Source organism: Leucobacter chromiireducens subsp. solipictus (genome assembly GCF_016758195.1).
Taxonomy (GTDB): domain Bacteria; phylum Actinomycetota; class Actinomycetes; order Actinomycetales; family Microbacteriaceae; genus Leucobacter; species Leucobacter solipictus.
Genome location: NZ_QYAC01000004.1, coordinates 156283 through 168950 on the forward strand (window position 1 = coordinate 156283; position 12668 = coordinate 168950).

Annotated in this window: 13 protein-coding genes; 6 read left to right on the forward strand and 7 right to left on the reverse strand. The window is 69.0% G+C overall.

From position 1 onward, the window contains the following. Positions 1–271: 271 nt before the first annotated feature. Together D3230_RS08650 and D3230_RS16400 are read right to left on the reverse strand one after the other, a co-directional pair. Complete coding sequence (locus tag D3230_RS08650; protein WP_237467239.1) at positions 272–910, reverse strand: P-loop NTPase family protein; 639 nt, start codon at positions 908–910, stop codon at positions 272–274. Positions 911–969: 59 nt separating this feature from the next. Beyond that, positions 970–1605, reverse strand: a complete 636-nt coding sequence (locus D3230_RS16400) for a TetR family transcriptional regulator (protein ID WP_202344635.1) — start codon at positions 1603–1605, stop codon at positions 970–972. 36 nt (positions 1606–1641) lie between these two features. On the opposite strand from D3230_RS16400, the gene D3230_RS08660 reads away from it, so the two are divergent. After that, positions 1642–2733 carry a GNAT family N-acetyltransferase gene (locus D3230_RS08660; RefSeq protein ID WP_202344636.1) on the forward strand — a complete coding sequence of 364 codons (1092 nt, stop codon included), beginning with the start codon at positions 1642–1644 and terminating at the stop codon, positions 2731–2733. Between the two features lie 64 nt (positions 2734–2797). Here D3230_RS08660 and D3230_RS08665 read toward each other — a convergent pair whose 3' ends face one another. Continuing rightward, positions 2798–3034, reverse strand: a complete 237-nt coding sequence (locus D3230_RS08665; RefSeq protein ID WP_202344637.1) for an Rv0909 family putative TA system antitoxin — start codon at positions 3032–3034, stop codon at positions 2798–2800. 192 nt (positions 3035–3226) lie between these two features. On the opposite strand from D3230_RS08665, the gene D3230_RS08670 reads away from it, so the two are divergent. Then, positions 3227–3592 (forward strand): VOC family protein, encoded by a 366-nt coding sequence (locus D3230_RS08670; protein ID WP_202344638.1) that lies wholly within the window; start codon positions 3227–3229, stop codon positions 3590–3592. A gap of 92 nt (positions 3593–3684) precedes the next feature. Here D3230_RS08670 and D3230_RS08675 read toward each other — a convergent pair whose 3' ends face one another. From D3230_RS08675 to D3230_RS08685, 3 genes are read right to left on the reverse strand one after another with little or no spacing between them, the layout of a single operon-like run. Beyond that, on the reverse strand, positions 3685–4308 hold the full coding sequence (locus tag D3230_RS08675; protein ID WP_237467241.1) for a type II toxin-antitoxin system PemK/MazF family toxin: 624 nt from the start codon (positions 4306–4308) through the stop codon (positions 3685–3687). Further along, positions 4305–5366: a cell division protein ZapE gene (zapE, locus tag D3230_RS08680; RefSeq protein ID WP_202344639.1), complete on the reverse strand. Its 1062-nt coding sequence runs from the start codon at positions 5364–5366 to the stop codon at positions 4305–4307. The genes D3230_RS08675 and zapE overlap by 4 nt, the downstream gene beginning before the upstream one ends. 6 nt (positions 5367–5372) lie before the next feature. Beyond that, positions 5373–6581: an alpha/beta hydrolase family protein gene (locus D3230_RS08685; RefSeq protein WP_202344640.1), complete on the reverse strand. Its 1209-nt coding sequence runs from the start codon at positions 6579–6581 to the stop codon at positions 5373–5375. 124 nt (positions 6582–6705) lie between these two features. Here D3230_RS08685 and D3230_RS08690 point away from each other — a divergent pair, with 124 nt between their 5' ends. The 4 genes from D3230_RS08690 (at position 6706) to D3230_RS08705 (ending at position 11972) form a co-directional block, all read left to right on the forward strand. After that, positions 6706–7335 carry a DUF3000 domain-containing protein gene (locus D3230_RS08690; RefSeq protein WP_202344861.1) on the forward strand — a complete coding sequence of 210 codons (630 nt, stop codon included), beginning with the start codon at positions 6706–6708 and terminating at the stop codon, positions 7333–7335. Then, complete coding sequence (locus D3230_RS08695; RefSeq protein WP_202344862.1) at positions 7322–8515, forward strand: HRDC domain-containing protein; 1194 nt, start codon at positions 7322–7324, stop codon at positions 8513–8515. The genes D3230_RS08690 and D3230_RS08695 overlap by 14 nt, the downstream gene beginning before the upstream one ends. A gap of 112 nt (positions 8516–8627) precedes the next feature. Continuing rightward, positions 8628–9830: an acetyl-CoA C-acyltransferase gene (locus D3230_RS08700; protein WP_202344641.1), complete on the forward strand. Its 1203-nt coding sequence runs from the start codon at positions 8628–8630 to the stop codon at positions 9828–9830. Between the two features lie 6 nt (positions 9831–9836). Continuing rightward, positions 9837–11972 carry a 3-hydroxyacyl-CoA dehydrogenase NAD-binding domain-containing protein gene (locus D3230_RS08705; protein WP_202344642.1) on the forward strand — a complete coding sequence of 712 codons (2136 nt, stop codon included), beginning with the start codon at positions 9837–9839 and terminating at the stop codon, positions 11970–11972. A gap of 54 nt (positions 11973–12026) precedes the next feature. On the opposite strand, the gene D3230_RS08710 is transcribed toward D3230_RS08705, so the two are convergent. Continuing rightward, positions 12027–12662 carry a pentapeptide repeat-containing protein gene (locus D3230_RS08710; RefSeq protein WP_202344643.1) on the reverse strand — a complete coding sequence of 212 codons (636 nt, stop codon included), beginning with the start codon at positions 12660–12662 and terminating at the stop codon, positions 12027–12029. Positions 12663–12668: the final 6 nt, after the last annotated feature.

Here is a 12668-nt window from a genome sequence, read left to right on the forward strand (position 1 = left end):
CCGCCCCGAGAGTGCCACGCTGGTTCGATCCCAGTATCGCGCACAGACAGGGACTCGGCTTCGCCGGGTCCCTTTTTCGTTGCACCACGACCAGTGACCTCGCGGCACTCGCGAACGCTGCGCGTCCGCCCCGAGAGTGCCACGCTGGTTCGATCCCAGTATCGCGCACAGACAGGGACTCGGCTTCGCCGGGTCCCTTTTTCGTTGCACCACGAACCAGTGACCTCGCGGCACTCGCGAACGCTGCGCGTCCGCCCCGAGAGTGCCACGCCTACCCTGCCCGCCGCTCCGGGAGCGCCGCGAGCCAGCGCCGCGTTTCTCGCGGCGTGCGCAACCGCACCACGCTGAGGTCCGGGTTCCTGGCGAGCACCACCGCCATCCGCGAACGCCAGGTGTGCAGGGTCTTCGTTTGCCAGGCCATGATGTTCTGTTCGGGGTCCCGCGACAGCATGCGCCACACCGGCCCCTCGCGATTGCCGTTCCAGAGCCGCGTCCGCAGGAGCCCGCGCCCGAAGGTGCGGCGAAAGAGTCGCCAGCGCACCACCGGGCGAGAGTAATCGAGCCACACCGCGAGTTGCGCACGCGGCTCCAGGATCTCACCGGCCCCCTTGCTGGTGTACTGCCACTCCGTCACCCAGCGGGCCTCGCGCGCAAACCGGCTCACGTCCGCAAGAAACTCGGGGCGCGGCTCCCAGCCCGGCCCGTGATACAGGCCGTCGATTTCTGTGTGCGGCAGCCCCCAGCGAACGCCGATCGCGCGGGCGAGCGTGGTCTTGCCGGATCCACTCACGCCGCACACCAGCACCCGGTCGACGGGGCTCGTGATCGGATCGTCCACGCCGAGTAGCTGCCGCGAACGGGCCTTCCGAGCGACTTCCCCACCGCCATTGCTCAGGCCCCGTGTCGTCATGGCCGACAGCTTATCCCGCGCGCAGGCCCCCACGGAGCGTCAGATGCCCGGCGAGGCCCCTACCCCTCAGGTCCGGGATCAGCCGCAGGCACCCGCCCCGCCGCGAGGAGCGCGCGAAGTCCCGCGTGCATCAAGTGTTCGGGATCCAGATTCTGCACCGCGTGAAGTGCGGCGTACCGAGGTGCCTGCTCGCGTGGGATCGGAGTAGCGACCTCAGCGGACGCCATTGACGCGGTCGTGGCGCTCCCAATCACGAAGTTCGAGACGGTGTACGCGGTCGCGAGCGGATCGTGGACTCCGCGGGCCTCGAGAAGTCTCACCATCCGCTCCGAGAGCGCCAGATAGTGCGGGCCACGCGGGGCCCGGGCCGCAAGGACCTGCACCGCCCACGGGTGCGCCACGAGGTGCCGGTAGTACTCCCCCATGAGCTGCATGAAGTCTTCGCCCGGGCGCGCCTGCAGATCATCGACATCGGCACCCAACGCCGCATCCAATGCCAGATCGAACAGGTCGTCGATCCCCCGCACCCGGGAGTACAGGCTTGCCGGGGTCACCCCGAGCTCCGCGGCCACCGCGCGGACGGTCAGCGCCCGGAGACCACCCGCGTCGAGCAGCCTGACCGCGGCATCGGCAAGTGCGGCAGCGTCCACGGCGCGTCGACGCTGCACCGGTTTGGCGTGTTCCCAGTAGCTCACAGATTCAGACTAACCGAACCATGTTAAGTTTAGGAAATGCTCGATCCCACCGTCCTGCCCCTCACGAACTCACGCGCAACGCTTCGCCGTATGTCTCCCGCCGATGCATCGGCGTACGCGGCCGGCACCGAAGACCCGGTCACGCGGGCCTGGGCCCACCTTCCCGAGCCGGAATACACTCCGGAGTCGGTGACTGCGCTCATTCACGGGCCGATCGCCGACGGCCTCGCGGCGGGCACGCTCGCGGTGCTCACCATTGCGGACCCGAAGACCGATGCGTTTGCCGGCAGCCTCGTCGTCTTCGACGTCGCGGAGACCGCGACAGGCAACACCGCAGAACTCGGGTTCTGGCTCGATCCAGACCACCGCGGACGCGGGCGCGTGGGTGCGGCGATCGAGCTCGCCGCGGAGTTCGCGCGGCGCAGCGGGATTCGTTCGCTCACCGCGCGCACGCTCACCGACAATGTGGCGTCGATCCGGAGCCTGGAGCGAGCCGGCTTCGCGTCCCTCGGTGACCGCGAGGACACCGCCCCCTCAGGCGCCTCCGTGCGCACCCGTCACTTTGTGCGGGAGCTACCGGAGGCCGCAGAATTCCAGCTCACCTCCGAGCGGCTGACCCTCCGCCCGGTGGAGCGTGCTGACACGGAATCGCTCCTCAGCTTCTACTCCCAGCCCGGCGTGGCCCGGTATCTCCTTGAGGAGCCGTGGTCCCACGAGGATGCCCACCGCGCGCTCACGCGGCGACTCCCCCAGGTCTCGCTGTCGGGGATCGATCACTCCAGGACCCTTGTGGTCGAACACGACGGTCGGGTGATCGGCGATGTGCAGCTCTGGCTCACGGATCCCGAGCGCGGCCAGGCGGAACTCGGGTGGGTGCTCGACCCCGCAGCGGGCGGTGCCGGCTTCGCGACCGAGGCGGTCTCGGCCGTCATCGCTTGGGCCTTTCGGGAGGCCGGGCTGCACCGCGTGGTCGCACAGCTCGATGCGCGGAACACCGCCTCGGCTCGCCTCGCCGAGCGCGTGGGGATGCGGCGTGAGGCGCACTTCATGCAGAACTGGTGGAGCAAGGGCGAGTGGACGGACACCCTCGTCTACGCGGCGCTCCGAGACGATGTGGTGCGGGAGTGAGCGATCCCGCACACGCGAACGGGCCGCGCCTCAGAAGTGAGGCGCGGCCCGTTTCGGCGTGAACCTACTGGTTGCCGATCTTGCCGTCGAGGTTGTCGCGCACCTCGGCGATCTTGTCGGCGTGGTTGCCGCCGGTCACCTTGTTGGCGAGGTCTGCAGCACCGTCGAGGATCTTGTCGCTGATCGACTCGGCCTGATCGCTCTTCAGCGCCTCGCTGACCTTATCCGCGTTCTCCTTCGCGAACTCCCCCACCTTGCCCGCAACTTCGCCGGCCTTCTTGCTCAGATCTTCGATGCTCATCTGCCCATCCTTCGTGTGAGACGCGCTGCCGAACGATTCGGCCGCTTGTGGCCATTATGACGCGTTCCCGGGGTTCTGAAAAGCAATTGAACAGGAAGTCGTGAGGAATTCTGGGGGCCTGCGCGCCTGAGGGGTGACGCGAGCATGATTTCCGGCCACACTAGAGACACGACGCGCACGAGAGGATCGCAGATGAGCGACGCACGATCAATCGGTTCCCTCACCGGGGTCATCTTCGACTGTCCCGAGCCGGCCGTGCTGGCGGAGTTCTATCGCGGCGTGCTCGGCGGGGTGATCGAGCCCGACGGCGACGACTGGGTCGACCTGATCCTCCCCGGCGGCGGTTTGCGCATCGGGTTTCAGCTCGTGCCGGGCTACGAATCCCCGGAATGGCCAGGCGATGCTGGGGCCCAGCAGGTGCACCTGGACATTGCGGTGCCGGATCTTGCCGCGGCGGAGGCACCGCTGCTCGACCTGGGAGCTCGGCTCGTTGATTCCCAGGAGGGATTCCGGGTGTATCTCGATCCCGTCGGGCACCCGTTCTGCACCGTGCACTAGCGTTCACCGCGCACGAGTACCCGTCACAGCCGAACTGAGCTGAGCTGAGCTGCACTGAGGCTGTGCGCCGGCACCCGGCCGGGTGTGGGTGGCTAGGCCAGGCCGCGGGCGCGCAGAAGCGCGGCGACCGCGGGTTCGAAGCGCTCCCGCGGGAGCACGGTGCCCTCGCGCCGCATACCGTCGTGCGTCACGCGCAGAAGCCGCTCCGGGGACAGGAAGCTCTCACGCCCCTTGCTGTCCCACGGGCCCGCGCCGATCGACACAAACCCACGGTGCTGCTTGGTGCTGAGATAGCAGCCCGCCGTCGTTTCGGCGTCGAGCCGGGCAATGATGAGCACGGGCCGGTCTTTGCCCCGGCCGTCGTTCTCCACGTAGGGCACCCAGGTCCAGACGATCTCCCCAGGATCCGGGTCGCCGTCGACCTGGGGCGCGTAGCTGACGCTCAGCCCGCGCGCCTCGGCCGGCGTCAGGTCGCGCGTGGCGCCGGCACCGTACTGGCCGGGACTCTCCGAGTAGTCTGCACCGCTCGACGTCCCGGACGCGGATGCCGGGCGCGACGGGCGCGGCTTCGGCTGGGCCTTCTCGGAGCGGATCGTCCCCTGCTTGGGCCGGGCCGCCCCCTGCTGAGGCGGGGTCGACCCCTTCCGGGCGGCGCGCAGAAACGCGTCGAGGAACGAGCGGAGAAACTCCGCCCATCGCCCGGAAGACTCGCTCATGCCGCAGTCTCGCTCGCCGTGAGCGCGTTGAGCCGGGAGATGCAGCGCAGGTACTTCTTGCGGTATCCGCCGTCGATCATGCCGCCACCGAAGATCGACGTGAGCGAGAGCCCCGTCGCGCGGATCGGAATCTGCGCGTCGTAGACCCGGTCAATAAACGCGACGAAACGCAGCGCCGCCGACTGATCGGTGAGCTCGTGGACGTCGCGGATGCCGATGCAGTCGACGCCGGTGAGGAGACCGGAATAGGCGGAGGGGTGCACGGTCGCGAGGTGTGCGGTGAGCTCGGCGAAATCATCGTCGGTCATCCGCTCGCCAGCGGCTGCCACGTCCGCGAGCGCGAAGCGATAGGCGTCCGGCTCGAGGACGCGAGCGTCCCCCTCGATATCGCGCTGCCGGTAGTCGACGCCGTCGATCCGGATCGTGCGGAAACGATCCGACATCGCCTGGATCTCACGCATAAAGTCCGAGGCCGCGAAGCGCCCCTCGCCCAGGGCGTTCGGGGGCGTATTCGAGGTGGCGACGATCTTGGAGCCTGTGGAGGTGAGATCCCCGATCAGGCGGGTCATCAGCATCGTGTCGCCCGGATCGTCAAGCTCGAACTCGTCGATACAGATCAGCCGAGCACCCTGCAACACCCCGACGGCACCCGCGTATCCGAGCGCCCCCACCAGGGCGGTGTATTCGATGAAGGTGCCAAAGTATTTCCGGCCCGCCGTCGCATGCCAGGTCGCGGCAAGGAGGTGCGTCTTGCCCACGCCGAAACCGCCGTCGAGGTAGACGCCGGGCTTCGGGGTCTCCACCGGGGCCGCGGGCTTTTTCCGACCGAATCCGAAGAGCCCGCCGCCGCGAGCCACGGGCGCTCCCGTGCCGGCGAAGGCCTGCAGGAGGTCCCGCGCCTCCGCCTGTGACGGATGGTTCGGGTCGGGCCGGTACGACTCGAATGAGGCGTGATCGAACTGCCGCGGCGGCACCAGTGTCGCCACGATTTCTGTTCCCGAGATGGTGGGCCGTCGGTCGACGAGGCGCGCGGCGCTGTGCTGCTGTTCAGTGGACATCGCGGATCAGTCTAGCCGCACCGGGGGCGTCGGCAGTTCTCCCCGCCAGCCCGGACGCGGCAACGCGCGCGCGAATTGCTCGGTCACGCGTTCCCAGGCCACCGAATCGGTGTTCCACAACCGCACGTGCTCCGCGTCGTGCTGGAGGCGTAACTGCACCAGGTCGGGCCGCGCCGCCGCGAGCGCCTCGGCACCCGCACTGGGAACAAAGGTGTCGCCGCGACTCGCATGGATCAGGGTGGGCACCGGCAACGCCGCCGCAACGCGTTCCGGGCTGAGGCTCGGGAAGTCGATCCCGCCGGGTTCTCCCGCCTTCACCAGGCCGCGCTGCAGCAGCTCGATCCCGACGTCCGCAAAGGGTCGCGGCACCGGAACACCGGCAGCCTGGTGGCGCAACAGCGCGGGCCAGTCAACGGCGGGCGAGTCCAGAATGATGCCGTCCACCAGCGCGGCATACGGCCCAGTGGTGGCAGAGCGGAGCACGGCCGTGCCGCCCATGGACCACCCGACGAGGGTGACGCGATCGGCACCGCGTCGCCGTACCTCAGCCAGCGCCGCGTCAACGTCTCGGCTTTCGGCGACACCGATCCCGTACCGGCCGAATTCACCCGCTGGCGCGCCGGGATCGTTGCGGTAGGAGATCACGAGGCTGGTGACCCCCGCGCGCGCCAGTGGCAGGACCCCGCGCAGCGTCTCCTCGGGGAGCGCCCCGCGGCCGTGCACGTGCACCGCCCAGCGCCCGCGCTTGACCCGCTTGGGCCTGAGCACCCAGGCCTCGGCGTCGCCCAGCTCGGTGGGGTAGGTGATCCGCGAGCTGGCAAGCCCCAACGACTCGGGATCGGGGTACCACCACCCGGTCAGCCGGCCGCGGGTGCCGGGCGCAAGCCGTCCCCGGTCCACCTGCATGACCTCCCGCGCCACCGCTGCCGCGGTCCGCTGCACGACTGGACCGAGCCGCGCGTGACCCCGCCCCTCGTCGAACAGCAGGGAGTACTGGCCCGGCAGCGTCGCGTGATGCCCCGTGAGCCAGGCGATCACCCGGTCTTCGTCGCGGGTCAACTGCGTGATCGTGACCGGCTCCGCGGTGCTGCCCTCCGGGGTGACCACTCGGCGCGCGAGCGCCGTGCCTCCCGCGAGGAGACCGGCCGCGCCCACGGCCGCCGCTCCCACGCCGATTCCCACCGCGCGGCCGACCGCCCGTTCCCAGTTCCGCATACCCTCCACTTTCGCTGACCCCGGCCCCGCCGCGCACCCCGACACTCCGCCGCGACGACGATCCGACACTCCGCGGCGTGGCTGCACGGGAAGATTCGCGGGGAACTCTAGTCTCACCAGTGTGATGGCAATGATCGGCGAACCCGCGCTCGAGTTCAGCGTCGCCGCCGAGCAACTCCGGACCGCACGGCTGCGCAGCGAGCTCGTGTCGCAGGAGATCGCGCCCCCCGAGCGGGTCGCGCCGAATTCGATGGCGCTCGCCGCCGGAGTGGCTCGCGGGCCCCGTCGCGGGCACGCCGCAGACATCGCCCTCGACTCCCCGTACGGGGCGGGGCGGCTCATCCTGATGCATGATCCGGCGTCCACCGAAGAGTGGGGCGGCCCGTTCCGGATCGTGTGCTTCGCGCACGCGCCGCTCGAACTCGAGATCGGGGTCGATCCGTTCATCTCCGATGTCGCGTGGTCGTGGCTCGTCGATGCGCTCGACACGCGCGATGCGCGGCATACGGCGCTCGCCGGCACCGCCACCAAGACGATCTCGAGTGGATTCGGTACGCTGGAGTCGAGGGGCGATGCCGCTCAGATCGAGCTGCGCGCCTCCTGGTCGCCGCTCGGCACCGACTTCTCCGCTCACGCGGAAGCCTGGTCAGAGCTCATTTGCTTACTCGCCGGTCTCCCCCACGCAGAGGGAGTCGAATCGATCTCGGCGCGACGGACGCGCCGGTCACCTGAGGAGCGCAATACCCGTGGTTGAACAGTCGGAACTCGAGACCAATTGGTCACTGATCACCGACGATGCGGGCGTGCAACGCGCTGCCGCCCTGATTGCGGCCGGAGACGGGCCCATCGGCGTCGACGCCGAGCGCGCGTCCGGGTTCACGTACGGCTCGGAGGCCTACCTGGTTCAGGTGTATCGCCGCGGCACGACCCCGCTCCTCTTCGATCCGGTGGGGATCTCCTCGTTCGGGCCGCTCGCCGAGGTACTCGCCGACGAGGAATGGATCCTGCACGCCGCGAGCCAGGACATTCCCTGCCTCGACGAACTCGGTCTGCACCCCGACCGCCTCTTTGACACAGAACTGGCCGCCCGGCTCCTGGGCTATGAGCGCGTCGGCCTCGGCGCGATCGTGGAACAGCTGCTCGGCATCCACCTGGAGAAGGCCCACTCCGCCGCGGACTGGTCTCAGCGCCCGCTGCCGGAGTCGTGGCTCGAGTACGCCGCATTGGATGTGGCGCTCCTTCCCGACCTGCGTGACGCAGTGGCCGCCGACCTCGATGCGCAGGGCAAGGCCGAGTTTGCGCGGCAGGAGTTTGAGGCCGTCCGCACGAAACCGGCGAAACCGAAGAGCCCGGAGCCGTGGCGCAAGCTGTCCGGCGGCCACGCCCTGAAATCGCCACGCAGCCTCGCCCTCGCCCGGGAATTGTGGTTAGCTCGCGACGAGCTCGCCCGCGAACGTGACGTGGCACCGGGCCGCTTGATCCCGGATTCGTCGGTCGTCGCGGCCGCGGTCGCGAATCCCCGATCAAAGAACGATCTCGCCCGACTCGCCACATTCAAGGGCCGGGCAAGCCGCACCGAGCTGGACCGGTGGTGGCGCGCGGTGCTGGCCGGAAAAACCACCGAGGATCTGCCGGGCACGAAGCCACGCGATCCGGACGCGATTCCGCACCACCGCGGCTGGGCGCAACGGCACCCGGAGGCGGCGGAGCGACTGGCGGCGGCTCGCGCCGCCGTGGAAGCAGAGGCTGAGCGCCAGGGCATTCCGATCGAGAATCTCCTCACCCCGGATCACCTCCGGCGCTTGGTCTGGCGTCCGCCGGCCGATCCGAGCGCCGAGAACATCGCACTGCGTCTCAGGGAGCTCGGTGCCCGGGAGTGGCAGCTTGGGATTGTCTCACCAATTATCGCGGCCGCTTTTGTAGAGTTGCGATAAGCGCGACCCCGGTTTTCCGCAAAGTTCCGCCGATCCCTCACGGCATGCCCCACGATTGAGACTCCGTCCCTAATATGGAGTCAGGCAGATTCACATACCTGATGGAGGCGAAGTGGCCGCAATGAGAGATGTCGTGTTCGTGGATGGGGTGCGCACCCCCTTCGGACGCGCAGGTGACAAGGGCATGTACGCGGGAACGCGAGCCGACGACCTCGCCGTGAAGGCGCTGCAGGGGCTGCTCGCCCGGAACGAGGCGCTTCCCCTCGACCGCATCGACGACGTCGGGATCGCGGCGACCACGCAGCAGGGCGACCAGGGACTGACACTCGGTCGCACGGTATCCATGCTCGCCGGCGTGCCCCTGACGGTCCCCGGGTTCGCCCTGGACCGGATGTGCGCGGGTGCGCTCACCGTCGCCTCCTTTTTGGGTGCCGCGATCGGCTCCGGCCAGTACGACATCGCGGTTGCCGGCGGCGTCGAGCACATGGGACGCCACCCGCTGGGCCTCGACGCGGATCCGAACCCCCGGTTCGTGGCCGAGAAGCTCGTGAGCCCGGACGCGCTGAACATGGGCCTCACCGCCGAGCGCCTCCACGACCGTTTCCCGGCGCTCACCAAGGAGCGCGCTGACCGCTTCGGCATGCTGAGCCAGCACAAGGTGCAGGCCGCCTACGACCGCGGCGACATTCAGGCCGACCTCGTGCCGGTGGCAACCCGATCCGCGGCGGGCTGGGGGCTGGCCACCGAGGACGAGGGCCGCCGACCCGAGACCACGCTGGAGGGCCTGGCGGGCCTCAAGACCCCGTTCCGGCCGCACGGCCGCGTGACGGCCGGCACGTCCTCGCCGCTCACCGACGGCGCGACCATGTCGCTCATGGCCGGCGCGGACACGGCGCGGGAACTGGGACTGAGTGCCAAGATGCGGCTCGTCGGCTTCGCGTTCGCCGGCGTCGAGCCCGAGGTCATGGGCCTCGGCCCCGTCCCCTCCACGGAAAAGGCCCTGAAGCGCGCCGGGCTCTCGATCTCCGACATCGGCCTGTTCGAACTCAACGAGGCCTTCGCGGTCCAGGTGCTCTCCTTCACCGATCACTTCGGGATCGCCGATGAGGACCCCCGGGTCAACCCGTGGGGCGGCGCGATCGCGATCGGCCACCCGCTCGCGGCATCGGGCGTTCGCCTCATGATCCAGCTCGCACGCCAGTTCGAGCAGCGCCCGGACGTTCGCTACGGCGTCACCGCAATGTGCGTTGGCCTCGGCCAGGGCGGCACCGCAATCTGGGAGAACCCCCACTTCGACGGCAAGAAGGGCAAGTAACACGCCATGACTGACTACCGCAGCATCGACTTCGCTCCGCTCCTCGCGGCGTCGGCCGACGAGGTCATCACCGAGTCCTTCGTCCGCGACGTGACCCTGCCCTCCGGCGGCACGCTCGCGCTCATCACGCTCGACAACGGGCGCGATCACACCCGACCGAACACGCTGGGTCCGCGCACGCTCGAGGCGCTCGGCCGCGTGCTCGACGACCTCACCGCGCGCGCCACCGCCGGCGAGATCGCCGCGGTCGCCGTGACCGGCAAGCCGTTCATCTTCGCCGCGGGCGCGGACCTCTCGAAGGTTTCGACGCTCGCAACGGCCGAGAACGCGCGGCTGATGGCGCAGTACGGGCACCACATTCTCGGCAAGCTCAGCACGCTCGGGGTGCCCTCCTTTGCGTTCGTGAACGGTTTGGCACTCGGCGGTGCCGTCGAGATCGCCCTCCACTGCACCTACCGCACGGTGGACGCTTCGGCGGCCGCGATCGCGTTCCCGGAGGTCTTCCTCGGGATCATCCCGGGCTGGGGCGGCGCGACGATCGTGCCCAACCTGATCGGGATCGAGCAGGCGCTCGAGGTCATCGTCTCGAACCCGCTGAAGAACAACCGCACGCTCAAGCCGAAACAGGCCACGGAGATGGGCCTGTTCGACACCATGTTCGGTGCCGCGAGCTTCCTCGAGGAGTCGCTCGCCTGGGCGGACGGGGTACTCACGGGGAAGACGAAGGTGGCCCGCCCGCACGTTCCCGGGAAGCTTGAGCGGCTCACCAAGTGGCCGGCCGCGATCAAGATCGCGCGGGACACGTTGAAGGCTCGCATCGGCACCGCGGCGAAAGCGCCGTACATAGCGCTGGATCTGCTGAGCGCCGCAAAGGACAACGACCTGGAGCGCGGTTTCGAGCGTGAGGACGACGCCCTCACCGAGCTCATTGCCGGAGACCAGTTCGTCGCGTCGATCTACGCCTTTGACCTGGTGCAGAAGCGCGCGAAGCGCCCCGCGGGCGCCCCGGATAAGGAGCACGCGAAGCCTGTCAAGAAGGTGGGCGTGATCGGTGCCGGGCTGATGGCGAGCCAGTTCGCCCTGCTCTTCGCTCGGAAGCTCCGCGTGCCGGTGGTCATCACGGACCTGGATCAGTCGCGGGTCGACAAGGGCCTCGACTACATCCGCGGCGAGATCGACAAGATGGCCGAGAAGGGACGTCTCAGCTCCGACGACGCGAACCAGGTCAAGGCGCTCGTGAGTGGCACGACCGACAAGGCGCTGTTCGCGGATTGCGACTGGGTGATCGAGGCCGTGTTCGAGGAACTCGGCGTGAAGCAGCAGGTGTTCGCCGAGATCGAGCCGATCATCTCGGAGACCGCCGTCATCGCCACCAACACCTCCTCACTCTCCGTCGAGGAGATCGGTGCGAAGCTCACGCACCCGGAGCGCCTGGTCGGTTTCCACTTCTTCAACCCGGTCGCCGTCATGCCGCTCATTGAGGTCGTGAAGACCCCCGCAACCGACGACGCCACCCTCGCGACCGCGATGGGCGTCGCCCGGAAGCTCGGCAAGAGCGCCGTGATCACGGCGGATCGCCCCGGCTTCGTGGTGAATCGACTCCTCGCGAAGGTCATGGGCGAGGCGGCGCGCGCGCTCGATGAGGGGACGCCGCTCCCCGTCGTCGAACGCTCGCTCGCACCGATCGGGCTCCCGATGGGTCCCTTCGAGCTCATCGACCTGGTGGGATGGAAGGTTGCGGCGCACGTGCAGGACACGATGGTCGGTGCCTTCCCCGAACGGTTCTACGCGTCCCCGAACCTGCACGCCCTCGCCGACGTCGAGGCACCCCTGGTGAAGTCGAAGCAGGGCAAGGTCGAGGATCTGTCGAAGGCCGGCAAGAAGGCGCTGAAGCTCGGCTCCACCGCCGTCACCGAGGCCGAGATCCTGCGGCGCGTTGAAGATGAGCTCGCCGGCGAGATCAAGATCATGCTCGATGAGGGCGTGGTCGCGGCCGCCGAGGACATCGATCTCTGCCTCATCCTGGGCGCGGGGTGGCCGTTCCAGGCCGGCGGCGCGACCCCGTACCTTGACCGGGTGGGCGCGAGCGAGCGCGTGTTCGGCGCGACGTTCCACGATCCCCGAATCGCGGCCGCGGGCTAGTCGCGGGGCGAACGTCTGCATGAGGGGCGGTCGGCGCAGTGCGCTGGCCGCCCCTCAGTCGTCGACGGCGATCCCTAGGTGCTGGGCAAACACGCGGGTCAGCGACGCGGCCTGCGCTGCGCTGATCGTCGCTCCGCGGAGCGCCTTCGCGTCGCTCACCGTGCCGAGAATCGTGAGCCCACGGAGGTCAACGCTGCTGAGGGACGAGGCGTTCACCTCCAAGGATTCGGTGCGGCAGTTCTCAAACGAGACACCCTCGAGTGTCGCTCCGGTGAAATCCAGCTCCGCGAAGACGCAGTCGCGGAAAATTACTCGGGTAAGCCGCGCAGCACGAAATCCCGCCCAGCCGAACTTGCTCTCGGCGAAGAGCGTCGAACGCACGCCACTGTCCGCGAAGTCCAGGGCGCCCACCCGTGACCCCCGCCACTCAACATCGCGGAGCAGCGCGCGGCTGCCGCGCACCGTGGGCACGTTCACGGCCGTGATCGCGGTCTCGGCGAATCGGCTCCCGCGCAGCGAGAGCGACTCCCCCGTGAGCCCGGGAAACGAGCACTCGGTGAAGCTCGCGCCGTCGAGGTCCCCCGCGGCCAGGTCGAGCTCGGGGAAGGCGATCCCGTCGTAGTCGTGCCGGGCGTGGGGCCCCACGTCGCCGGCCGGTTCCAGATGCGGCAATACGAGCGGCTCGAGCACCGGAAA